This is a genomic window from Actinomadura chokoriensis, from assembly GCF_039529475.1.
In the GTDB taxonomy this organism is placed as follows: domain Bacteria; phylum Actinomycetota; class Actinomycetes; order Streptosporangiales; family Streptosporangiaceae; genus Spirillospora; species Spirillospora bangladeshensis.
Window position 1 is genome coordinate 42057 of record NZ_BAAAMW010000018.1, and the last position, 22918, is coordinate 64974.

Annotated in this window: 19 protein-coding genes; 13 read left to right on the forward strand and 6 right to left on the reverse strand. The window is 72.7% G+C overall.

Annotation, left to right across the window (positions count from 1 at the left end):
- Positions 1 to 36: 36 nt before the first annotated feature.
- The 7 genes from ABFX46_RS30695 (at position 37) to ABFX46_RS30725 (ending at position 6672) form a co-directional block, all read left to right on the forward strand.
- Entirely contained in the window at positions 37 to 1002 is a 966-nt protein-coding gene (locus ABFX46_RS30695) for an STM4015 family protein (protein WP_346047414.1), read from the forward strand.
- Positions 999 to 1979: an STM4015 family protein gene (locus ABFX46_RS30700; RefSeq protein ID WP_346047415.1), complete on the forward strand. Its 981-nt coding sequence runs from the start codon at positions 999 to 1001 to the stop codon at positions 1977 to 1979. The genes ABFX46_RS30695 and ABFX46_RS30700 overlap by 4 nt, the downstream gene beginning before the upstream one ends.
- The gene (locus tag ABFX46_RS30705; protein ID WP_346047416.1) at positions 1976 to 3043 is read left to right on the forward strand and encodes an STM4014 family protein; all 1068 of its coding nucleotides are present in this window, start codon (positions 1976 to 1978) and stop codon (positions 3041 to 3043) included. The genes ABFX46_RS30700 and ABFX46_RS30705 overlap by 4 nt, the downstream gene beginning before the upstream one ends.
- Positions 3031 to 3831: an STM4013/SEN3800 family hydrolase gene (locus tag ABFX46_RS30710; RefSeq protein ID WP_346047417.1), complete on the forward strand. Its 801-nt coding sequence runs from the start codon at positions 3031 to 3033 to the stop codon at positions 3829 to 3831. The genes ABFX46_RS30705 and ABFX46_RS30710 overlap by 13 nt, the downstream gene beginning before the upstream one ends.
- A complete protein-coding gene (locus ABFX46_RS30715) occupies positions 3828 to 5108 on the forward strand; it encodes an STM4012 family radical SAM protein (protein ID WP_346047418.1) in 1281 nt (426 codons plus the stop codon). Before ABFX46_RS30710 ends, ABFX46_RS30715 begins: the two co-directional genes overlap by 4 nt.
- Entirely contained in the window at positions 5108 to 6001 is an 894-nt protein-coding gene (locus ABFX46_RS30720; protein WP_346047419.1) for an STM4011 family radical SAM protein, read from the forward strand. The genes ABFX46_RS30715 and ABFX46_RS30720 overlap by 1 nt, the downstream gene beginning before the upstream one ends.
- A gap of 281 nt (positions 6002 to 6282) precedes the next feature.
- Positions 6283 to 6672, forward strand: a complete 390-nt coding sequence (locus tag ABFX46_RS30725; RefSeq protein ID WP_346047420.1) for an ATP-binding protein — start codon at positions 6283 to 6285, stop codon at positions 6670 to 6672.
- 53 nt (positions 6673 to 6725) lie between these two features.
- Here ABFX46_RS30725 and ABFX46_RS30730 read toward each other — a convergent pair whose 3' ends face one another.
- From ABFX46_RS30730 to ABFX46_RS30740, 3 genes are all read right to left on the reverse strand, one after another.
- Positions 6726 to 7877, reverse strand: a complete 1152-nt coding sequence (locus ABFX46_RS30730) for a DUF6745 domain-containing protein (protein ID WP_346047421.1) — start codon at positions 7875 to 7877, stop codon at positions 6726 to 6728.
- A gap of 9 nt (positions 7878 to 7886) precedes the next feature.
- Entirely contained in the window at positions 7887 to 8213 is a 327-nt protein-coding gene (locus ABFX46_RS30735; RefSeq protein WP_346047422.1) for a hypothetical protein, read from the reverse strand.
- Positions 8214 to 8287: 74 nt separating this feature from the next.
- Entirely contained in the window at positions 8288 to 9616 is a 1329-nt protein-coding gene (locus tag ABFX46_RS30740) for a threonine/serine exporter family protein (RefSeq protein WP_346047423.1), read from the reverse strand.
- Positions 9617 to 9820: 204 nt separating this feature from the next.
- Between ABFX46_RS30740 and ABFX46_RS30745 the strand changes: the two genes are divergently transcribed.
- Positions 9821 to 11914, forward strand: coding sequence for a RecQ family ATP-dependent DNA helicase (locus ABFX46_RS30745; protein WP_346047424.1), 2094 nt, complete (start codon positions 9821 to 9823; stop codon positions 11912 to 11914).
- Between the two features lie 340 nt (positions 11915 to 12254).
- Here the strand turns inward: ABFX46_RS30745 and ABFX46_RS30750 are convergent, their stop codons facing one another.
- Positions 12255 to 12764, reverse strand: coding sequence for a pyridoxamine 5'-phosphate oxidase family protein (locus ABFX46_RS30750; protein ID WP_346047425.1), 510 nt, complete (start codon positions 12762 to 12764; stop codon positions 12255 to 12257).
- 2 nt (positions 12765 to 12766) lie between these two features.
- On the reverse strand, positions 12767 to 13882 hold the full coding sequence (locus tag ABFX46_RS30755) for a serine hydrolase domain-containing protein (protein WP_346047426.1): 1116 nt from the start codon (positions 13880 to 13882) through the stop codon (positions 12767 to 12769).
- A gap of 1285 nt (positions 13883 to 15167) precedes the next feature.
- Here ABFX46_RS30755 and ABFX46_RS30760 point away from each other — a divergent pair.
- Positions 15168 to 16193, forward strand: coding sequence for a LysR family transcriptional regulator (locus ABFX46_RS30760; protein WP_346047427.1), 1026 nt, complete (start codon positions 15168 to 15170; stop codon positions 16191 to 16193).
- Positions 16194 to 16301: 108 nt separating this feature from the next.
- Here the strand turns inward: ABFX46_RS30760 and ABFX46_RS30765 are convergent, their stop codons facing one another.
- Positions 16302 to 17225, reverse strand: a complete 924-nt coding sequence (locus tag ABFX46_RS30765; RefSeq protein WP_346047428.1) for a carbohydrate kinase family protein — start codon at positions 17223 to 17225, stop codon at positions 16302 to 16304.
- 169 nt (positions 17226 to 17394) lie between these two features.
- Between ABFX46_RS30765 and ABFX46_RS30770 the strand changes: the two genes are divergently transcribed.
- The 4 genes from ABFX46_RS30770 to ABFX46_RS30785 all read left to right on the forward strand — a co-directional run bounded on the left by ABFX46_RS30770 (position 17395) and on the right by ABFX46_RS30785 (position 22897).
- A complete protein-coding gene (locus ABFX46_RS30770; RefSeq protein WP_346047429.1) occupies positions 17395 to 19839 on the forward strand; it encodes a bifunctional acetate--CoA ligase family protein/GNAT family N-acetyltransferase in 2445 nt (814 codons plus the stop codon).
- 440 nt (positions 19840 to 20279) lie between these two features.
- Complete coding sequence (locus tag ABFX46_RS30775; RefSeq protein ID WP_163055610.1) at positions 20280 to 20861, forward strand: DUF5998 family protein; 582 nt, start codon at positions 20280 to 20282, stop codon at positions 20859 to 20861.
- A gap of 5 nt (positions 20862 to 20866) precedes the next feature.
- Entirely contained in the window at positions 20867 to 21982 is a 1116-nt protein-coding gene (locus ABFX46_RS30780; RefSeq protein ID WP_346047430.1) for an alkaline phosphatase family protein, read from the forward strand.
- An 84-nt stretch (positions 21983 to 22066) separates the two neighbouring features.
- On the forward strand, positions 22067 to 22897 hold the full coding sequence (locus ABFX46_RS30785; RefSeq protein ID WP_346047431.1) for a sulfurtransferase: 831 nt from the start codon (positions 22067 to 22069) through the stop codon (positions 22895 to 22897).
- The last annotated feature ends 21 nt before the right edge of the window (positions 22898 to 22918 follow it).

The window sequence follows — 22918 nt, forward strand, 5'->3', positions numbered from 1 at the left end:
TAGGACATGTGCCGACGAACTCGCAAAAGGGGACCCATGGGTATCTACCAGCACCTTGAGGAATACGCCGGCCTGCCGGTGCAGACGTTCAACGAGGACACCCGGCCGGAGGACGAGGGCGCCGGAGCCGTCGATCCGAAGGTCGCGGAGGGCCTGCCGGCGGCGGGCGAGGCCGCCTGGTTCGTCGGCACGTCCTTCGACGAGGAGGACTTCGGCGACGTCTTCGCGCGGTTCCTCCGGGCGGTCGACACGACCGAGGTCACCGCGCTGATCATCGGCTACTGGGGCGCGGAGTACGACAGCGGGGCCGCCGACCCGGTGGCGCTGCTCACCGAGGCGGCCGCGTCCTTCCCGAAGCTGCGGTCCCTGTTCCTCGGCGACATCACCGGCGAGGAGTCGGAGATCTCCTGGATCGAGCACTCCGACATCACGCCGCTGTTCGCCGCGTTCCCCGGCCTGGAGCGCTTCGAGGTGCGCGGTTCGCAGGGTCTCGTGACCGACCCGATCAAGAGCGACGCGCTCAAGGTGCTGCGGTTCGAGTCGGGCGGGCTGCCCGCCGCGATCGTCCGGGCCGTGGGGGCGAGCGAGCTGCCGAACCTGGAGCACCTCGACCTGTGGCTCGGCGAGGACAACTACGGCGGCGACGCGACGGTCGCCGACCTCGCGCCGCTGCTCAGCGGCGAGCGGCTGCCGGCCCTGCGCCACCTCGGCCTGGAGGACAGCGAGATCCAGGACGAGATCGCCGCCGCCGTCGCGGGCGCGCCCGTCGTGGCGCGCCTGGAGTCGCTCAGCCTCGCGATGGGGGTCCTCACCGACCAGGGCGCCGAGGCGCTGCTGGCCGGGCAGCCGCTCACCCACCTGCGCAAGCTCGACCTGCACCACCACTTCCTCTCGGACGCGATGATCGAGCGGGTGAAGGCGGCGCTGCCCGGCGTCGAGGTCGACCTCGGCGACCAGGAGAAGCCGGACGGCGACTGGCGCTTCATCGCGGTCTCCGAATGAACGACGAGCGCCTCTCGACGTTCGCCGGGCTCCCCGTCCACGCCTTCGACGGGGACCCGGAGGGCGGCCCGCTCCCCGCGCCCGGGGAGGCCGCCTGGGGGATCTACCACCACGTCCACGACAACGGCGTGTGGGGGGCCGAGGTCCCGGAGAACTTCGACCGGTTCCTCCGCGAGGTCGACACGACGCAGGTCACGCACCTCGTCATCGGCTTCTGGGGGTTCGACTGCAGCGAGTTCGACCCGGTGGAGCGGCTGGTGGACGCCGCCGCCCGCCTGCCCCGCCTCCGGGCGCTGTTCCTCGGCGACATACGCGACTGGGACCTGCACCTCTCGTGGATCAAGCACACCGACGTGTCGCCGCTGTTCGAGGCGTTCCCGGAACTGGAGCACTTCGAGGTCCGCGGTTCGGACGGGCTGTCGTTCGCGCCGCTGACCGGTGACGCCGGCGCGCGGCTGCGGACGCTGCGGTTCGAGGCGGCCATGCTGCCCGCCGAGATCGTCCGGTCGGTGGCGGACAGCGATCTGCCGGGGCTGCGCCACCTCGACCTGTGGATGGGCGGCGTCCCGGTGGACGGGCCCGCCTTCCTCGACGACCTCGCGCCGATCCTCGCGGGGGAGCGGCTGCCGGCGCTGCGCCGGCTCGGACTGGAGAACGCCGCCCGCCACGACCGGATCGCCGAGGCCGTGGCGGACGCGCCCGTCGTCGCGCGGCTGGAGTCGCTGAGCCTCGCGCTCGGCACGCTCACCGACGCGGGCGCGGAGGCGCTGCTGTCCGGCCGTCCGCTCGGCCACCTCGCCGAACTCGACCTGCACCACCACTACCTGACCGAGGAGATGGGCGCGCGGGTGCGGGACGCGCTGCCGGGCGTCCGGGTGAACCTGGACGATCCGCAGGGCCGTCCCGAATGGCTGAAGCCCGAGTGGCTCCGGTTCGATTTCGACATGAGCGGCTCCTACATCGCGGTCGCCGAATGAGCCTCGTCGTGGTGGGGACGCCCGGCGACCGGCGCCCCGCGCTGTTCGCGGCGGCGTGCCGGTCCGCCGGGCTGCCCGAGCCGCGGCTCGTCCCGTGGACGGACGTGCTGCGCGGCATGCCCCTCGACGCGCGGGCGGGCGACGTCGTGCGCATCGACTCGCCTGGGGAGGACGGCGCGGCCGACGCGCTGCTGCGCGGCCCCGGCGACCCTTCCCGGGTGGGCGGCGGCGCACGCTGGTACCGGACGTTCACGGCGGCCCTGCGGCGGCTGTCCGCGGAGGCGTCGGCGGCAGGGGCGCGGGTCCTCGGCGACGTCGAGGAGATCGCGGTCATGTTCGACAAGCGGCTGACCCACGCGCGCCTCCAGGCCGCGGGGGTGCCCGTTCCGGCCGCGCTAGCGGGAATCGACTCCTACGGGGCGCTCCGGTCCCGGATGGACGAGTCGGGGGAGCGCCGGGTGTTCGTCAAGCCGGCGCACGGCTCGTCCGCGTCCGGGGTGGTCGCCCTGCAGACCGCGCCGGGCGGCCGGGTGCGGGCCGTGACCTCGGCGTCCATGACGGGCGGCCGGTTGTTCAACTCGCTGCGCGTGCGCTCCTACGAGACCGAGGAGGAGGTCGCGGCGCTGGTCGGCCTGCTCGCACCGGACGGCCTGCACGTGGAGCGGTGGCTGCCCAAGGCCACACTGGACGGCCGCGTGTTCGACCTGCGGGTCGTCGTCATCGGCGGCGAACCCACGCACGCGGTCGTCCGGACGAGCCGCACACCGATGACCAACCTGCATCTGGGCGGAGCCAGGGGAGACCTGGAGGCCGTGCGGCGCGCGCTCGGCGAGGACCGGTGGCGGCGCGCACTCGACGTGTGCGCGCGGGCCGCAGCCTGCTTCCCGGGCAGTCAGATGGTCGGCGTCGACCTGCTGGTCGGGGCCGGCCTGAACCGGTTCGCGGTGTGCGAGGTCAACGCGTTCGGTGACCTGCTCCCCAGGCTGACCGGTCTGCCTGGTAGTCCCGCCGAGGGGCTCGACACCTACGCCGCGCAGGTCGGGTTGCTGCAATGCACGATATGAACGCGATCATCGGCAGCCACGATCTGCTGCTGGTGACGCTCGACACGCTGCGCTATGACGTGGCCGCCGAACTGGCCGCCTCCGGAGAGACGCCCACGCTGACCGGCCTGCTGCCGGGGGGCGCCTGGGAGCGGCGGCACACGCCGGGCAGCTTCACCTACGCCGCGCATGCCGCGATGCTGGCCGGGTTCATGCCGACGCCCGCGTCCCCTGGGCCGCACCCTCGCCTCTTCGCGGGAGCGTTCCCGGGGAGCGAGACGACCGCGTCCGGTACGTGGACGTTCGACGCCGCCGACCTGCCCTCCGGGCTCGCCGCCGCCGGGTACCACACGGTGTGCGTGGGCGGCGTCGGGTTCTTCAACAAGCTGACGCCGCTCGGGTCGGCGCTGCCGTCGCTGTTCGCCGAGAGCCACTGGGAACGCGAATTCGGCGTGACCGACCCTGAGGCCCTGCCCAACCAGATCGACCGCGTCGCCCAGATCATGGGGCGGCTGCCCTCCGATCGGCGGCTGTTCCTGCTGGTGAACGTCGCGTCCCTGCACCAGCCCAACTGGTTCTACCTGCCCGATGCCACGCGGGCGGACGGGGACACGCGGGCCAGCCACGCCGCCGCCCTCCGCCACGTCGATGCCCACATCGGCCGCCTGTTCGCACTGATGCGCCGCCCGTGCTTCGTCATCGTCTGCTCCGACCATGGGACGGCCTACGGCGAAGACGGCCACACCGGGCACCGCATCGGCCACGAGGTCGTCTGGACCGTTCCGTACGGGGAGTTCGTTCTGCCGTGAAGCCTTACCAGGGATACGTGTACGCGTACCCGCACAAGACCGCCTACCGTCCGCTGGAACCTTCCCCTCCGCTGAGCGATGTGTGGGCCGGGGAGTCGCTGGATTCGCTCTTCCTCTACCTCCACGTCCCCTTCTGCGAGATGCGGTGCGGCTTCTGCAACCTCTTCACCCGCACTGGCGCACCCGAAGAACTGACCCGTGCCTACCTGGACGCCCTCGACCGGCAGGCGACCGCCGTGCTCGACGCACTGGACGCTCCCGTCTTCGCCACGGCCGCGTTCGGCGGCGGCACACCCACCTACTTCACCGCGCCCGAACTGGAACGCCTCTGCGACATCGCAGGACGGTTCCGGGGGTTCGGCTCCATCCCGCTCGGCGTGGAGACGTCGCCGGCGACCGCCACCACCGACCGGCTGACCGTCCTCGCCGAACGCGGAACCACCCGGATCTCCATCGGCGTGCAGAGCTTCCTGGACGACGAGGCGCGCGCGGCCGTCCGGCCCCAGAAACGCGCCGAAGTGGAGGCCGCGCTGGACCGCATCCGTGCCGTGGGCTTCCCGACCCTCAACATCGACCTCATCTACGGCATCGACGGCCAGACGGCCGCGACATGGATGCATTCCCTGGACGCCGCTCTCGCGTGGTGCCCGGAGGAGATCTACCTGTATCCGCTGTACGTCCGTCCGCTGACCGGTCTGGGACGGCGCGCCCAAGACTGGGACGACCAGCGCCTCACCCTCTACCGCATCGGCCGTGACCACCTCCTGGCCGAGGGCTACGAGCAGGTGTCGATGCGGATGTTCCGGCGGCAGGGAGACGCCGCCAACGGCACCGAGTACTGCTGCCAGACCGACGGCATGGTCGGCCTGGGGTGCGGGGCGCGTTCCTACACGTCCTCACTGCACTACTCGTTCGAGTACGCGGTCGGCGCGAGCCAGGTGCGCTCCATCATCGACTCGTATGTGAGCGAGACCGACTTCACGACCGCCCGCGTGGGCTTTTCCCTGGACGGTGACGAACAACGCCGTCGCCATTTGGTCCAGTCGCTTCTCCAGGCGGCGGGCGTCGACCGAGCCGCGTACCGCGCGCGCTTCGGCACGGACCCGCTGGACGACTTCGCCGCCGTTCTCGCACCGTTCGGGGAGCGCGGCTGGCTGGAGACGTCCGACACCGTCCTGCGGCTGACGCCGGAGGGGCTCGCCTACTCCGACGCCATCGGCCCCGCGCTCTTCTCGTCACGCGTCCAGAGCCTCATGGACGCCTACGAGGCCCGCTGATGGACCACCTCACGATCCTCTACCGGGGCCCGCTGGCGAGCTGCGACTACGACTGCCCCTACTGCCCGTTCGCCAAGCGCCGCGATACACCGACCCAGCTACGGGCCGACCGTGCCGCGCTGGAGCGCTTCACCGCATGGGTCGCCGCCTGCGAGCATCCGGTCTCCGTCCTGTTCACGCCGTGGGGCGAGGGGCTGGTGCGCTCCTGGTACCGGCAGGCGCTGACGACGCTGAGCCACCTGCCGCACGTCGAACGGGTCGCGATCCAGACCAACCTCAGCCACCGCGTGTCCTGGACGGCCGATGCCGACCTCACCCGGCTCGCGCTGTGGGCGACCTACCATCCGGGCCAGGTCCCCTACGAACGCTTCCTCGGCAAGTGCCGCGACCTGGCCGACCGCGGCGTCCGCTTCAGCGTCGGGATCGTCGGGCAGCCCGACCACCTCGACGCCGCCCGACGCCTGCGCGCCGACCTGCCCGCCGGCACGTACCTGTGGGTCAACGCCGCCGAAGGCCGCGTCTACGACGACGCCGAGGCCGCCTCCTGGACGGAGATCGACCCGCTGTTCCCGCTCAGCCGCCGCCCGCACGCCAGCCGCGGGCTCCCGTGCCGGACGGGTGAGACGGTGGTGTCGGTGGACGGCGACGGCACGGTGCGCCGCTGCCACTTCGTCCCGTCCGTCTTGGGCAACCTCTACGACGGGACGTTCCGCGACGCCCTGGCCCCGCGCCCTTGCCCTCTGGACACCTGCGACTGCCACATCGGCTACGTCCACTTGGAACCCTTGGGCCTCTACGAAACCTTCACCAACGGCATCCTGGAGCGAATCCCCACCCTCCGGGCCCTCACCCAGGCCTCCAACAAACCAACCACCCCGTCTCCCTTTCGTTGATCTGCGGCGTGTTGTTGTTATGAGCGCGCCGGAAGCAACAACACGCCGCAGATCAACGAAACCGGTGAGCCCTGGTGGGCGTCGCGCTCGATCGCGGAGGCTGCCGGGCTGATCGGTGTTTGACCGAGGGTGGTCACTCCGGCGGAGTTTCGTGATGCGGCAGGTGGCGAGAGACGGGAACGGGGTACGGCAGGAGCCGGACACCGGAGTGCGAGCGGAGGCCGTGCAGGGCGGGCGCTGAGAGCGCATGCTTGCGTTGGCCGGCGAACTTAGGCGGTTCCGTGGAACATCGACATCGACCCCGTTGCGTCCTCGCGCTGGAACCGGTCGAGGGCGCGGTGCGCGCCGCGCGCGACACGGTCCGCGCGGCGCTGGAGGGCTGGAACCGCCAGGACGTCCACGGCGACGTCGAACTCATCACGAGCGAACTGGTCACGAACGCGATCCGCCATGCGAACTCGGTCACGCTCGTCCTGTACCTGCCCGACGACAAGACCGCGATGGTGGAGGTGTGGGACGACAACCCGGAGGGGCCGTCCGTGCCCATCGTCGACGCGCAGGCCGAGGGCGGCCGGGGCCTCCTGCTCGTCGGCGCCCTGTCGAACTCGTGGGGCTGGCGCGCCACCGCCGGCGGCAAGGTCACCTGGGCGCAGGCCCCGGCGCCCGGGTGACGGCGGGCGTCCCTTGGTGACTGGGGAAGTGCGACCAAGGGACGCCCGCGGGCTCAGGTCTGCTTCTCGGGGGCGTAGTCGGCCTCGTCCACACCGAACGTCCAGGCGACGCCCGCGCGCGCGGTGCGGGTGCCGGGCGGGACGCGCAGGTAGTAGGTGCGATGCGTCCCGTCGGGCTCGGGCGTGGAGTTGACGACCTCCACCATGACCACGGGCTCGTCGCCGGGAAGGTCGATCGACCACAGGACGCCCGTCTCGTCGCGGTGCAGGGGGCGCGCACCCGTTTCGGCCAGGTAGCGGTCGTATCCGAAGATCTCCAGCATCACCCGGCGCAGCTCGGCGTTCGCCTCCGACGAGATGCGGGCCGCGGTCAGGTCGGTCAGTGAGGAGACGAAATCGGGCGGGATGGGCATGCCGCGCCAGGCGTGCAGCGCGAACCCGTCCGGATACGCCAGCGCGGGGCCGTCGCCCCGGTGCAGCCGTCCGGGCTCGTCCCGGTGCAGCTCGCTGGGACGTTCCGACAGGATCACCAGCCGCTCGTAGGGCCACCACCAGCCCGCCGAACGGGCGGCCTCGGCGAGCCCGGCGAGCGGGCCGTCCAGCCGTCCGAGCGACTCGAACAGCGCCAGCCACGGCGCGTCGTGCTGGCCGAGGACCGCGTCCAGGGCGGCGGCGCGCAGGAGCGACGCGACGCGCTCCTGGTCGGGGGCGGGGGAGAGGTTCCCGGCCGCGAGGGAGCGGGTGTGGGCCTGCTCCCCGACGGCGGCGCGGACCCTCGTCACCAGCGACTGGACCTGGGTCCAGAGCAGGCCCCCGGTGTCGGCCCAGGTGCGCGGCCACTGCTCCGGCCCCTGTTCGGAGCAGGCCGCCGCGCGTTCCGCCTCCCAGGGGCGGGTCCGCACGTCCGCGAGGACGCTCCGGCCCGCGGTTCCGTCGCCCTGATCGGCGCGGGCTTGCCCGACCAGGTCGCCGAGCCCGGCCTCCTCCAGGGCGCCGCCGTGCCCCGCCAGGACGGCCGCCGCGACGGCGCCGCGCGCGGGGGACGGAACCCAGAGGTACCGCTCCGGGGCATCCAGGCCCGCGGCCGCGTAGGCCGCGGCCACGCCCGCCTCGGCGCGGGCGCGGTCGGCGGGGCCGGTGCCGAACGCAGCCGACTGCCAGTCGCCGACCACGTAGTGGGTCTCGCGTACCGTTCCGGTGAGCATCCCGTCCCCCTAGTCGGCCACGACGCGGACGGCGCCGGGCACGTACTCGCGCTGGCGGATCACCCGGTACCACCCCTTGGGCAGCGTGATCGCCGCGTGCTCCTCGTGGACCAGCCGCCCGCCGGACGGCAGGTGCAGGTGGTCGGGGGAGAGCGGGTCGGGGACGCGCAGCAGCGAGCCGGGCGCGGACAGCGCGTGCGCGTGCCCGGTCGCCTCCCCGAGCGCCAGCACCATGCGGCCGCGGCCGTCGCGCGGGGCCGGCGGCAGGTCGCGGACGGCCCGCGGGACGGCCTCCTCGGGCACGGGCAGGATCAGGATGTCTCCCTGTCGGTACATGCGGCGAACGTAACCTCCGCCACCGACAAAATGCGGAACCGCGAGAAGCCCCAGGTCGGCGCGGTAGAGGGGCGTCAGAAGCCCCGGGTGCGGCGGGCCGCCGGGCGGGCCCACCGGCCGGATCCGCCGAGGCCCACGTGCTGGAAGGCGCGGACGAACTCGCCGCCGAGGTTCACGCCGGCGCCGAGCGCCAGCGCCACCGAGACGGCCCCGATGAGGCTCAGCACCCCCGTGTTCGGCGAGCCGGTGTTGAGCTCGACCATGCCGCGGTAGAGCGCCGTCCCCGGCAGGAGTGGGCCGATGGCGGGCACGACGAACGGCATGACCGGCTGGTTGTGCCGCCGGGCCAGCCAGTTCGCCAGGACGCCGACCACGATCGCCGCGATCGCCGCCGCCAGCACGGGCGGAACGTCCCACCCCCGCGCGAGGACGTACAGCACCCAGATCAGCGCTCCGCCCAGGGCCGCGGCCGTGAGGACGTACCTCGGCGCGGCGAGGGAGATCGCGAACGTCACCGAGATGGCGGCGGCCGCGATGACCGCGACCGGCCGCAGCTCCGCCGCCGGTGTGGGCAGGTGCTTGACGTCGATCGGCACGCCCAGGTTGACCGCGAGGTAGACGATCGCGCCGAGCCCGGCGACGATCGCGGCGATCATGAAGAAGACCTCCAGCACCCGGGCCCCGGCGCTGACCAGGTCGCCGGTGATGCCGTCCTGGATGCTGGCGACGAGCGGGCGCCCGGGCAGCAGCGCCAGGATCGCCCCGGTGACGATCGTGGCGGCGTGCCCCGGGTTGCCCATGGCCACCACCAGGGCCGCGGCGCCGGCGCCTATCGCGGCGGCGACCGTCAGCTGGAAGAACTCCGCGATGCCGCGCCGTGCGAGCGCGGCGGCGGTGCGGTCGCCGAGCAGCGTGGCGATGAACGCGGTGGTCGCCACGAGCGGACCGCCACCGGACAGGACACTGCCGGACGCCGCGATGAGCCCCAGCGACACGACCATGAGCCAGGCCGGGTACGGGGCGCGGCCCGCCTTGATCTCCTTGAGCCGGTTGTGCGCCTCGTCCAGTTCCAGCATGCCGATGGAGGCGTCCTGGACGAGCTGGTGCAGCGCGGTGAGCCGCCAGTAGGCGGGGGTGCGGCGCCGGATGGCGCGCGTCCCCGTCATGGGCGGCGCACCCTTCCCCGGGTGGGCGGAGACCAGAAGGCTGGTCAGTGTGACCTGCACCTCGCAGCGGGGAAGCTCATAGGCCACGGCCAAGCTGAGCATCGCCTCGTTGACGCGTTCCGTGGTCTCGCCACTGGCCAGCAGGAGCTCGCCCACGCGCAGCACGAGGTCGACCGCTCGGGGGTCGACGGTTTCACCGGGTTCTTCTTCGGGCGGTTCCGGGGGAGACCCGTCCATCAGGACCTGCCATGTCCGCCGCAAGCGTTCGGCCGCGCGCATCCCCCCGCTCGTGCCCCCTTTCCCGCCTTGTCGCCCTTGTCGCCGATCTTGCTTGGCAGGCTACCCACGGCCTGCCTGCTCCAACGTCCCGGCTCCCTACCCGGTTGTCCACAGAACGCGATTCTGGTGCGGGCTCTTCCGCGGCGCTGGTACGAAGGACGCATGAGCACTCCAGACGGGCTACGGGACGATGCCGAGCGGTGCCTGCGCGCCCTCGCCGGCGACCACGCGCGCCTCCGCGACGACCAGTGGACGGCGATCCGCGCGCTCGTCGTCGAGCGGCGCCGGGCCCTGGTCGTGCAGCGCACCGGCTGGGGCAAGTCCGCCGTCTACTTCGTGGCGACCCGGCTGCTGCGCGAGCGCGGCGCCGGCCCGACCGTGATCGTCTCGCCGCTGCTGGCGCTGATGCGCAACCAGATCGAGGCCGCCGACCGGGCCGGCATCCACGCCCGCACGATCAACTCGTCCAACACCGACGACTGGGACCAGATCTTCGCCGAGGTCGAGCAGGGCGCGGTGGACGTCCTGCTCGTCAGCCCGGAGCGGCTCAACAACCCCGACTTCCGCGACCTCGTCCTGCCCAAGCTCGCCGCCGGCGCCGGGCTGGTCGTCGTCGACGAGGCGCACTGCATCTCCGACTGGGGCCACGACTTCCGCCCCGACTACCGGCGGCTGCGCACCCTCCTCGCCGACCTGCCGCCCGGCATCCCGGTGCTCGCCACCACCGCGACCGCCAACGCCCGCGTCACCCAGGACGTCGCCGAGCAGCTCGCCGGCGACGACGCCCTCGTCCTGCGCGGCCCCCTCGAACGCGAGTCCCTGCACCTCGCCGTCGTCACCCTCCCGACCGCCGAGCAGCGCATCGCCTGGCTGGCGGAGCACCTCGCCGACCTGCCGGGCTCCGGCATCATCTACACGCTCACCGTCGCCGCCGCCCACGAGATCACCGGCCACCTCCGCGACCGCGGCCACGAGGTCGCCGCCTACTCCGGCCAGACCGAGCAGGCCGAACGCCTCCGCGCCGAGCAGGACCTCCAGGACAACAAGCTCAAGGCCCTCGTCGCCACCAGCGCCCTCGGCATGGGCTTCGACAAACCCGACCTCGGGTTCATCGTCCACGTCGGCGCCCCGCAGTCGCCGGTGGCCTACTACCAGCAGATCGGACGCGCCGGGCGCGGCGTCGACCGGGCCGAGGTCATCCTGCTCCCGGGCCGCGAAGACCGCGACATCTGGGCCTACTTCGCCAGCCTGGCCTTCCCGCCGGAGCCCACCGTCCGCGCCACCCTGGAGGTCCTCGAAACGGCCGACCGCCCGCTGTCCACCGGCGCCCTCGAACCGATGGTCGACCTGACCCGGTCCCGCCTGGAGATGATGCTCAAGGTCCTCGACGTGGACGGCGCGGCCCGCCGCGTCAAGGGCGGCTGGACGTCCACCGGCGAACCCTGGCCCTACGACCGCGAACGCTACGAGCGCGTCACCGCCGAACGCCGCCGCGAACAGCAGGCGATGCTCGACTACATCGCGACCCCGTCCTGCCGCGAGGAGTACCTGCGCCGCCAACTGGACGACCCGGACGCCGCCCCCTGCGGCCGCTGCGACAACTGCACCGGCCGCCACTGGCCGACCGACGTCACCCGGGAGAGCACCGCCCAGGCCCGCGACCGCCTGCACCGCCCCGGCGTCGACATCGCCCCACGCCGCATGTGGCCCACCGGCGTCAAGGACGACCTCGGCGTCTCCGGCCGCATCAAACCCGACCTCCAGGCCGAGACCGGCCGCGCCCTGGGCCGCCTCACCGACATCGGCTGGGGCAACCGCCTCCGCGAACTGTTCGCGGCCCCCGACACCGACGTCCCCGCCGACCTGGTCGACGCCGTCGTCAAGGTCCTGGCGGCCTGGGACTGGCCGGCCCGCCCCACGGCGGTGGTGACGATCGGGTCCCGCTCCCGCCCCCGCCTGGTGACGACCTTCGGCCGGCGCATAGCCCAGATAGGCCGCCTGACCTACCTGGGCGAACTGACCCCTCTGGGCGACCCCGCCCCCCGCCGCCACAACAGCGCCCAGCGCCTCCGCTCCGTCTGGCACACCCTCGCCGTCCCCGAAGACCTGGCCACGGCCCTCCGCACCACCCCAGGCCCCATCCTCCTGGTAGACGACCGCATAGAGACCGGCTGGACCATGACAGTGGCCACCCGCCTCCTCAAGGAAGCAGGCGCCGAAACGATCCTCCCCCTAACCCTCGCAACCCCCAGCTGACGAACCCCGCGGACTCCGGCCGCCGGGGGCCTGCCGAACTGGAGTCCGCCCAGCTCAGGAGACATACCGCCGGGGCGTAGTGTGGTGCGCGATATCGACCACGCCGCCAGCGCCTGCGGTCGTCGGGCGGCTTTCCCGGCAACGGCATCATCAGCGACTCGGGTCGATCGCCGAACCCGCACCGGCTCCCGGTGCCTCGGACCGGCTCCGTCGCGGGCAGCGGTGGGGGCGGCCTTAGACACACTCGTCTCAGCCGCCGCCGTGGGCGTTCGGCATGTGATCCGCCCATCGCCGAAGGCGGCCGGCAGGTGGCGACGTGGCGTGGGCGGACGGAGCGCGGCTACTCGGCAGGCGTGTAAGTGGTCTGGGAGAAGGCGCCCTTGGTGAAGGCGAGGATCTTGGCCGGACGCACCGCGAAGACCAGCGCGACACCCCCATCGGCATGGGAGAAGCCTTCCTCGGTCGCTCGGAACTGCCATTGGCCGTCCCACTTGCCTGCCCAGGCGGCGGCGAGCCGTTCGAGGACGGCGCGCTCGGTGACACGCTCGGCGACGCCCTCGACGACCACATCGAGCCCCTCGTCCCACCGGCTGCAGCCGGTGGTCAGGGCCACCCGCGGGTTGCCGTCGAGGTTCACGGCCTTCTGCTCCTCGGGACCTGTCGTGAAGTAGAGCGCCTCATCGAGCCACACGGCCACGAGGGGCGTCACATGGGGGCGCCCGTCGGAGCGGACGGTCGTGATCCAGGACAGTTGCGCGGACTCCAGCGCCTCCCGGGTCGTCGCCCAGGGCACCGCTCGGGCAGCGGGAGCGCTGAAACGCTCGTCGAGCCGGGACATGGGTTCCTTCATGATCACTCCGATCGGTCGTGTGTGGACGAGAAGTCGCCGACGATGCGGTCGATACGGGACGCCGCCGCCATGTCGGGAGTGAAACGGTTGCGCATCACCGCGACGGCCACGCCGGAGTCGATGTCGGCGTAGGCGGCCGAGCCGTTCATGCCGACCATGCCGAGAGTCGATCCGGACCGGGTGAGGACGCCGCCGGGACGGAAGGTGCTGAAACCAAAGGCCCACGTCGCCGCCACGCCCATGACCTCGTCCATGCCCTCGTAGTGCACTGCGGCCATATCGGCGAGGCGAGCGGGCGAGACCAATCCGACCCCGTCGGCATGGCCCAGGAGGGCGGCGTAGACACGGGCCGCGCCACGCGCGGTCATGGTGCCGCCCGAGGGAATGTCCGAGCGCAGGACCTCGGCCCGATTGGCGAAGCGGGCATCAGGCCGGATACCCGGCGGAACAGCCTTGTCCTGCGGCGACCCTGGCTCTGGTTCGCCCGGAGGTTCACCGGTTGCTTCCTGATGTGCCACCCGATCCAGCAGGGTCTCGGGCACGCCAAAGTGGACTTCGTCCTCAACACCGAGCGGACGCGTGACGGCCTCCCGGAGCCACCACGCAAGGCCATGCCCCGTCGCCCGCCGCACGATCTCACCAAGCAGGAAGCCGAACGTCTGCGCGTGGTAGCCGAAGCGTGTCCCCGGTTCCCACCACGGCCTGGACGCGGCGAGCACCGCGCACATGTGCTCCCAGTCGCACAGATCCTCAACCGTGGTGCCGTAAGGCGGCGCAGGGACACCCGCGGTGTGCATCAGGACGTGGCGGAGCGTAACCCCACCCTTCCCATGGACGCCGAACTCCGGCCAGACATCGACCACCCGCATGTCGTACGCGAGTTCCCCGCGCTCCACGAGCACATGAGCCACCACCGACGCGATCCCCTTGGCAGTGGACGCCGCGTAGAAAAGCGTGTCCGCCGCAACGGCCCGCCCAGATGAACGATCAGCTACGCCGGCGACGACGTCCGCAACCACCCGCCCCCGCTCCAAGACCGCGACCTGCAGCCCGACCTCGCCCCCCGAAGCCACCAACTCATCGACCAGGCCCTGAACACGCCCTTGCAGCGACCTCACAATCCACCCCCACCCCTAATACGCGACACCAAGAAACCCATCACGCAAGCCCCACCCCCGAACCCAAGGAGCCCCGCCACCCACACACCCACCGGCCCCATGCCCGACCCTCGCGTCCCTCCACCTCCACGTCCCCCAGCACACTGCCCTGTGCCCGCGCTGCCCCGAGCCGCGCTGGCCCGAGCCCCGCTGGCCCGCGCTGCGCCGAGGGGCATGCGCCACGAAGGGGGCGTGCCACGGTGGGCGTGTGCCACGGGCTTTCGTGTTGGACGTGCGCGGTTGCATTGCCAAGGGCGCCGTCCCGCGCTGTCCCGGGCCTGGGCTGGTCCGCGCTGTGCCAGGGGCATGCGCCGCGAAGGGGGCGTGCCATGGTGGGCGTGTGTTGGGGGCGCCTGTGTCGGGTGTCTGCCGCCGTGTTGCGGGAGCTGGCGCTGCGGGCCTTCGCGTTGGACGTGTGCCGCTGCGTTGCCGAGGGCGGCGTCCATCGCTGCACTGCCAGGCGGACACGGCATGGTGAGTATGGGCGCGGAGTTGCCGCTGTGAGTTCGTGTTTTGGGCATCTGCCGCCGTACTTCGCAGCATGGCCGCGACGAGGACGTGTCGCCGTGAGCAACCATGGTGGCGCCGCCGCTGCATTGCCTCGAGTGCACGCCATGGTGAGTTCGCGGCTCAGGCGTGTGCTGCGGGGTGGGTGGTTTGGCGGGCACGCTTTTGGCTCCTCTGGTTGGTAGGGCGTGAGGTGCCTGGTTGGTGCGGTCTTCGTATGGACCTGCGTGGCCCGAGATATTCATCGGCCGGTCTTCGGGTTCTTGGACCGTGGCTGGTGGCTTGGGTGTTTGTGGCGAGTGGGGTGCCGAGGCGTGCGCGGGCGGCATGCCCGAGGGGTTCGTGCTCGGGGTGGGGATCGTCGGCCGCCCGCGCGCCCCCGCCGGGCGCGGGCGGGACGATCGTGCCGGCCCGTGCGCGCGGCCCCGCGCACGGGCCGGCGGCCTGGCCCGGCGCCGCGGCGGAGAAGGGCCGCGGCGAACGGGAGTCGGGGCGCCGAGCGGCGGCCCCGGCGGCCGGCACCGCCGGGGCACGCCCGGAGCGCCGCCGTCCTGGGTGGGACGGATGACGGCGGCGGGGAGCGGCTCGGGAGAAAGTGTCCTAGAGATTAGAAAACTCTGTCCACTTGTTTGCAAGAACATCTTGAGATAAGTTCAGGGGGAAATGTCATCATTTCCCGCTGAGTTGGCCGTACGGCCATTTCCGCGGGACGGCGGAACGGGTAGTAATGTCCCTCAGCGTGTCACCGAGTCTCGATGCCCTTGTGGACTGCCCGTCCGGGCTGCTCGACATGACGTTCGATCAGCTGCGGACCCTCCTGGTGGTGCACGAGACGGGGTCGGCGCTGCGGGCCGCGCGGGTTCTCGGGCGCGAGCAGTCCAGCGTGCAGAAGCAGCTCGACATCCTGAACCGCAATAGCCAGATGCTGTGCGGTGAGGTGCTGACCGTCCGGCAGGGGCGCGGCAAGGACTACCTGTTCACCCCCACGGGCGAGACGACGGTCGAGCGGGCGCGCATGACGTTCGACAAATGGCTGGAGTCCATTCATCTGAGCCGCCGGCGCCTCGGGCGGATGCTGACCGTGGGCACCACCGAGTTCACGCTGCCGATCGTGTCCCGGGCCTGGAACCGGGTCTCGGAGGAGTTCCGGCAGCGGGAGGTGGAGTTCAAGGTCGCCCACGTCCGCACCAAGGACGTGTGGTCGCGCCTGGAGAACCGGCAGGTCGACCTCGTGTGCGGCAGCATCGTCAGCACACTGGAGGGCGACCTCCGCCTGAAGGAGTACGAGGTCATCGAGTACGCGCGGGGCCAGGCGCTGCTGCTGACCAACCTGCCGGAGAACGAGCTGCCGGACAGGCCGGTCGAGACGAGCGGGCTCGGGCGCGTCCCGCTGGTGCTGCCGCCCGCCGGCCTGGTCGCCGATCTGCTCGCCACCTGGTACGGGACGAACTTCCGGGAGCGCCTCAACGTCGTCGCCGACATCGACGACGTCCACTACGGGCTGTCGCTGCTGCGGTCGGGGTTCGTGCGCGGCTGCATGGTCGTTACCGGGTCGATCGGACGCGGCATGGCCGCCCAGGACGACCCCGATGCGGCCCCCCTGCGCGCCATCCGGCTGCATGACGATCTGGAGCCCAAGGCCGAGCTGATGACCGGCGCGTTCGTCCGGCGCGCCGACCTGGAGCGCTACGACGCCGGCCACCCTCTCAACCGCCTCTGGGCGGCGGTCAAGGAAGACGTCCGCACCTACACCCCACTCGCCTGACCTGGCAGCCGACGGGCCGGTTCTCCGGTGTCGTGGATCTCCGGTGACGGCGGCCTATGAGGATCGCTGAATGGGCTCCAGGGGTCGCCCCCTGGAGCGGCACATCCTCTACTTGATCTGGTTGTCGACCACGTCGAGCGTGGGGCGGGCGCCCAAGTGCTTCATGGCCTGGGCGGCGAGGCGGCAGCCGGCGGTGAGGGCGTCGGCGGGCTGTTTGCCGTCCAGCCAGGGCGGCAGGAAGCCCGCGACGAACGCGTCGCCGGCGCCGGTGCCGTCGATGACCTTGTCGACGGGCTCGGCGGCGACGGTGACGGGCTCGGGGCGGCCGTTGGTGTACCAGAGGGCGCCGTCGGCGCCGTTCTTGATGACGACCTGCGGGTACCAGGCGGTCAGCACCTTGGCGGCCTGCTCGGCCGTGTCGCGGCCGGTGAGGATCTCGGCCTCTTTGGCGTTCACGACGAGGAGGCGCGCGCCCTGCGTCCACTCCAGGAAGGGCTCGGCGCCCATCCGCTTGAGCGGGGAGGACGAGCCGCCGTCCACGGAGACGGACATCTGCGCCTTGCGGGCGAGGTCCAGGGTGTGGATGGCGGCCTTCCGGGAGCCCTCGTTGATCAGCGAGTAGCCGGAAAGGTGCAGGTGGGTGCCCTGCGTGAACAGGTCCTTGCAGCGCTCGATGTCCTCGGGGAGGAGCGCGCCGTTGGCACCGGGATCGGACAGCATCGTCCGGTCGCCTTTGTGCGTGACCATCACCACGCAGGTGCCGGTGGGACGCTCCTGGTCCATGACGAGGCGGGCGTCGACGCCGTACCCCATCATCTCCATGTCCCGGTTCCGGCCCGCGATGTCGGAGCCGCGGCGTCCGACGAAGGCGGTGTCGACTCCTTCCAGGGCGAGCCAGGCGGCCACGTTGGCGCCCGAGCCGCCCCCGTGGGTCGTCACGGCGGCGGGCGTGTCGCTCCCCTTTGCCAAGGGGTACGCGGCACGCGCCACGGTGTCTGTCATAAGATCGCCGACCACGACCACGCGCGTCATGGAGTCATCACCTCGATCAACACGGCCCGCGCGAGCGGCAACACTGGGCGTGTGGTCGACCGTAACAGCTCTTGAGCCCGGATTAGGTCTCGAACGCGCAGCGAAACCCGGGGAAGCCCGTTTTTTCCCCACGCGGGGCCTGAAGGGTCCGTGCCTTACCCTCGGGTACGTGACCGAGCGTTATCCGGATCAGTGGGAGGCCGACGTCGTCCTGAGCGACGGCGGGACGGCCCATCTGCGTCCCATCCGGCCCGATGACGCCGACCTGCTGCGCGCGTTCCACGCGCGGCTGTCCCCGGAGTCGATCTACTACCGGTTCTTCTCGCCGCGCCCGCACCTGTCGGACCGTGACGTCGAGCACTTCACGACCGTCGACCACGACCGGCGTGTCGCGCTGATCGCCACGATCGCGGGGGTGATGGTGGCGGTCGTCCGCTATGACCGGCTCGGTGAGCGGCCCGAGACGGCGGAGGTCGCGTTCCTCGTGGAGGACGCGCACCAGGGCCGCGGCCTCGGCGCGGTGCTGCTGGAGCACATCGCGGCGGCGGCGCGGGAACGCGGCGTGCGGCGGTTCGTGGCGAGCGTGCTGCCCGACAACCGGCGGATGACGCGGGTGTTCCGGGAGGCCGGCTACCGGGCGGAGCAGCGGTTCGAGGAGGGCGTGATCGAGCTCGTCCTCGACCTGGAGCCGACCGAGACCTCACTGGAGGTCATGACGGCCCGCGAGCACCGGGCCGAGTCGCGGTCGATCCAGCGGCTGCTGTTCCCGGGCTCGGTCGCGGTGATCGGGGCGAGCCGCGCGGAGCACAGCGTCGGGCAGACCGTCCTGCGCAACCTGCTCGGCGGCGACTTCACCGGGCCCGTCTACCCGGTGCATCCGACGGCGGTGGCGGTCGCGGGTGTGCGGGCGTACGCGTCGGTCCTGGAGATCCCGGACGATGTGGACCTCGCGGTCGTCGCCGTCCGCGCCGACGCCGTCCACGAGGTCGTGGAGCAGTGCGCGGGCAAGGGCGTCCGCGGGCTGGTCGTGGTGTCGTCCGGCTTCGGCGAGGTCGGTGAGGAGGGGCGCGCCGCCCAGAAGGAACTGGTGAGCCTGGCCCGCGCCTACGGGATGCGCGTCGTCGGCCCCAACTGCCTCGGCATCGCCAACACCGACACGGACGTGCGGCTCAACGCGACCCTGGCGCCGACCATGCCGGGACGGGGGCCGGTGGGCTTCTTCTCCCAGTCCGGCGCGCTGGGCATCGCCATCCTGCAGCGGACGGCCGAACGCGGCCTCGGCCTGTCGACGTTCGTGTCGGCCGGCAACCGGGCGGACGTCTCCGGCAACGACCTCATGCAGTACTGGGAGGAGGACCCGGCGACCAAGGCCGTCCTGCTCTACCTGGAGTCGCTGGGCAACCCCCGCAAGTTCGCGCGGCTGGCGCGCAGGCTCGGCCGCCGCAAGCCGATCGTGGCGGTGAAGAGCGGGCGCAGCACGCAGGGCGTCCCGCTCGGGCACGCCGCGCAGGCCCTCACGCTGCCCGACCACGCGGTCAGCGCGCTGTTCGAGCAGGCCGGCGTCATCCGGGTCGAGGACCTGGCGGAGCTGTTCGACGTGGCGCAGGTGCTGGCCTACCAGCCGCTCCCGGCCGGCGACCGCATCGCGATCATCGACAACTCCAACTCGCTCGGGCTGCTCGCGCAGGACGAGGCGGTCGCGCTCGGCCTGGACGTCCGGCCGCGCATCGACCTCGGCCCCCGCGCGGACGCCGACGACTACGAGGCCGCCCTCGCCGGCGCGCTCGCCGACGACACGGTCGACGCCGTCGTGGCGCTGTTCACGCCGCCGACGATCGGCGGGTACGACGTCCGCGTCCCGCAGAAGATCCTCCGGCTGGCCGGCGGCAGCGGGAAGCCGATCGTGGCGACCTACCTGGGCAGCGAGGGCATGCCCGCCGAGCTGCGCGTCCCCGGGCCGGACGGGATGCCCGCCGAGGGCTCGGTACCGTCCTACACCGCGCCGGAGGACGCCGTCCGGGCGCTGGCGTACGTGATCAGGTACGCCCAGTGGCGGCAGCGCCCCGCGGGGCGGACGCCGGTGTTCGAGGACGTCGACCGCGCCCGCGCGCGCGTCCTCGTCGCGGACTGGCTCGGCGACGGCGACGGCGGCCCGGTGGACGTCCCGCCGAAGCAGGCCGCGGAGCTCCTCGCCTGCTACGGCATCGAGGTCGCCGACGCCGGCGACGGCGTGCCGACCCGCATCGTGGTCCGGGAGGACCGCTCGTTCGGCCCGCTGATCTCGTTCGGCATCGCCGACGAGACCGCCGAGCTGCTGGACGACCGCGCCTACCGCCTGTCGCCGCTCGCGGACGTGGACGCCGCCGAGATGATCCGCGCGATCCGCACCGCCCCGCTGCTGCTCGGCCACCGCGGCGCCGAACCCGTGGACGTGGCGGCGCTGGAGCAACTGCTGCTGCGCGCGTCCCGCCTCGGCTACGACCTGCCCGAGGTGGCGCGCCTCGAACTGGACCCAGTCATGGCGGACGGGAGCGGCGCCACCGTGTGCCAGGTGGCGCTGACGCTGGAGCGCCCCCTCGGCCCCCGCACCGAAATGGGCCCCCGCCGCCTCTGACACCGGCCCGGCGGCCCGGGCGGCCCGGTGCGAGATCAGCCAGGCGGGCCCGGCGGGCGCGGTTCCGGAGTGGGCGGGACGGGGTCAGGCTCGGGCCCCGGCGGGATCGGCTCCGGCGGCGGCGCCGGAGGCGTCGGATCCGGGGCCGGACCGGGCGGCGTGGGCTCCGGCGGCGGGCCGGGCGGGACGGGCTCGGGCGACGGGCCCGGCGGGACGGGCCCCGGCGGCCGCGGCGGGGGCCCCGGGTACGGGCCGGGCGGCGGCTCGGGAGGCACCGGCGGCTGCGGCGTCGGGGCCGGGTCCGGAGTGGGCGGCGGCACCGGCGGCGGGGTCGGCAGTGGATGCTCGTCCATGCCCTGCCCCTACCCCGCGGGCGCGCGGCTGACCGCGCGGCCGGGCGGTCATGTGCGCGGCCGCCCCGGACAGGGCAGGATGGGGCCATGAGGGAAACCCGAGCGACCGCAAGCGGGTTGCGCACGGCGATCGAGCGCAGCGGTTACTACCCGGCCCTGGTCGCGGACGCGGTCGAGTCGGCCGTCGGCGACGAGCGCGTCGTCGCGTACGTCGTTCACCACGAGGCGACGTTCGACCCCGCGATGGAGGTGCGGCGCCACGTGACGGTGCTCGTGCTGTCCGCGACCCGGCTGCTGGTATGCCACACCGACGAGCATCCGCCCGGAGAGGGAATGGCCCAGCCGCACGCGTCCACCACCACCGAGGCCGTCAAGCTGGAACGCGTCCAGTCGGTCGCGGTGACGCGCGTCGTCCCGGACCCCGCGTCCTACGTGCCGGGGGTGCCGCCCACCGAGGTCGTGCTGACCATCGGCTGGGGCGCCATCGCCCACATCGACCTCGAACCGGCGACCTGCGGCGACGAGAACTGCGAGGCCGACCACGGCTACACCGGCAGCGTCACCGCCGACGACCTGTCCCTGCGGGTCAGCGAGGCGGCGGACGGCGCGGACGCGGTGGCCCAGGTGCTGGCGTTCGCCGAGGAACTGTCCGCCGCGACCGCCCGGTGACCGGAGTGGCACGACCCTCCGTTCCGCGGTACGGGGCCGGGGCGCTCTCCGATGTGCCCACGTCGGTGCTGGCGGGGATGGGCGTTCCGGACGAGGTCAACGTGCTGGGCGTGCCCGAGGTGCCCCGTGCGTGCGTCCTGATCGTCGACGGGCTCGGCTGGGAGCAGCTCAAGGCGCACCCCGACGAGGCGCCGTACCTGAACGCGATGGACGGCGGTCCGATCACCGCCGGGTTCCCGGCGACGACCGTCACCAGCCTCGCCTCACTGGGGACGGGCGCGCCGCCCGGCGGGCACGGGCTGCTCGGCCTGCAGGTCGCGATCCCCGGCGCGGGCCGGCTGCTGAACTGCCTGCACTGGAAGGGCGACGACCCCGACCCGGCGACGTTCCAGCCCGTCCCGACCGCCTACGAGCGGGCGGCGGCGGACGGCGTCGAGGCCGGCTACGTCTCGCTCCGCCAGTACAAGAGGTCGGGGCTGAGCCGCGCGACCGCCCGCGGCGCCGAGTACCTGTCCGCCGACGGGCTCGGGCAGCTCGTCGGCCGCACCGAGGCGGCCCTGCGCCGCGGCGACCGCGCCTACGTCACCGCCTACCACGCCGACCTCGACGGCACCGGGCACCGCTTCGGCGTCGACTCGGCCGACTGGCGGCACCAGCTGCGCTTCGTGGACATGCTCGTCCAGCAGATCGCGGCCGTCCTGCCGCCCGGTTCCGCCCTGCACGTGACCGCCGACCACGGCATGGTCGACCCGTCCGAGCGGGTGGACGCCGACACCGTCCCCGACCTGCGGGACGGCGTCGCCCTCCTCGGCGGCGACGCCCGCTGCCGCTACGTCTACAGCGAGCCGGGCGCCCACGGCGACGTCCTCGCCGCGTGGACGGCCCTGCTCGGCGATCGCGCCTGGGTCGTCGAACGCGAGCAGGCGGTGGCGGACGGCTGGTTCGGCCCGCTCGGCGACGGGATGGCCGACCGCATCGGCGACGTGATCGCCGTCCCGCACGGCGACCTCGCGATCGTCGCGTCCGAGCGGGAGCCGTGGCTGAACCGGATGGTCGGCATGCACGGCTCCCTCGTCCCGGCCGAGCAGCTCGTTCCGCTGCTCACCGCGTCCCGCCCCTGACACCCCGCCCCTGACACCCGCGGATGTGAGATGAACCAGGCTTCGCCCCTCCCTAATCCGGGCATCGGCGGTCAAACTGGCCGTGTGCACCCTCTCATCGAAGTGCCCGCACTGGACCGGCTGCTGCGACGCCAGACGCCCGTGATCCTGCTGGACGTCCGATGGCACCTGGCGGGACCGCCGGGGATCGAGTCCTACCGCAAGGGGCACCTGCCCGGCGCCGTCTTCGTCGACCTCGATCGCGACGTGGCCGGGCCGCCCGGCCCCGGCGGCCGCCATCCCCTCCCCGAACCGGTCGTCTTCGAGTCGGCGATGCGCCGCGCGGGCGTGTCGCAGGACGGCCTGGTCGTGGTCTACGACGACGCCGACTCCATGTCCGCGGCCCGCGTCTGGTGGTCGCTGCGCTACTTCGGGCACGAGCGGGTCCGCGTCCTGGACGGCGGCTACCGCGCCTGGACGGAGGCGGGCCACCGGGTGGACACCGCCGAACCCGAGGTGAAACCGGGCGACTTCATCGCCAACCCGGGCCGCCTGCCCGTCCTGGACGCGGAGGGCGCCGCCGAACTGGCCAAGGCGGGCGTCCTCCTCGACGCGCGCGCCGCCGAACGCTACCGCGGCGACCAGGAACCGGTCGATCCGGTCGCCGGGCACATCCCGGGCGCCCGGAACGCCCCGACGTCCGGCAATGTCGGCGTCGACGGCCGCTTCCTGCCGCCCGAACTGCTGCGCGAGCGCTTCGCCCAACTGGGCGCGACCGACGCCCTCGACGTCGGCGCCTACTGCGGCTCCGGCGTCACCGCCGCCCACGAGATCCTCGCCCTCAACCTCGCCGGCATCCCGGCCGCGCTCTACGTCGGCTCCTGGTCCGACTGGGTGACCGACCCGTCCAACCCCGTAGCCACCGGCGACACCTGACCCTCCGACCCGACCACACCA

Coding starts and splice junctions, on each gene's coding strand:
- ABFX46_RS30745 (WP_346047424.1), top strand. CDS start 9,821: ATGAGCACTCCAGACGGGCTACGGGACGATGCCGAGCGGTGCCTGCGC.
- ABFX46_RS30750 (WP_346047425.1), bottom strand. CDS start 12,764: ATGAAGGAACCCATGTCCCGGCTCGACGAGCGTTTCAGCGCTCCCGCT.
- ABFX46_RS30695 (WP_346047414.1), top strand. CDS start 37: ATGGGTATCTACCAGCACCTTGAGGAATACGCCGGCCTGCCGGTGCAG.
- ABFX46_RS30735 (WP_346047422.1), bottom strand. CDS start 8,213: ATGTACCGACAGGGAGACATCCTGATCCTGCCCGTGCCCGAGGAGGCC.
- ABFX46_RS30710 (WP_346047417.1), top strand. CDS start 3,031: ATGCACGATATGAACGCGATCATCGGCAGCCACGATCTGCTGCTGGTG.
- ABFX46_RS30740 (WP_346047423.1), bottom strand. CDS start 9,616: ATGGACGGGTCTCCCCCGGAACCGCCCGAAGAAGAACCCGGTGAAACC.
- ABFX46_RS30705 (WP_346047416.1), top strand. CDS start 1,976: ATGAGCCTCGTCGTGGTGGGGACGCCCGGCGACCGGCGCCCCGCGCTG.
- ABFX46_RS30730 (WP_346047421.1), bottom strand. CDS start 7,877: ATGCTCACCGGAACGGTACGCGAGACCCACTACGTGGTCGGCGACTGG.
- ABFX46_RS30700 (WP_346047415.1), top strand. CDS start 999: ATGAACGACGAGCGCCTCTCGACGTTCGCCGGGCTCCCCGTCCACGCC.
- ABFX46_RS30775 (WP_163055610.1), top strand. CDS start 20,280: ATGAGGGAAACCCGAGCGACCGCAAGCGGGTTGCGCACGGCGATCGAG.
- ABFX46_RS30720 (WP_346047419.1), top strand. CDS start 5,108: ATGGACCACCTCACGATCCTCTACCGGGGCCCGCTGGCGAGCTGCGAC.
- ABFX46_RS30765 (WP_346047428.1), bottom strand. CDS start 17,225: ATGACGCGCGTGGTCGTGGTCGGCGATCTTATGACAGACACCGTGGCG.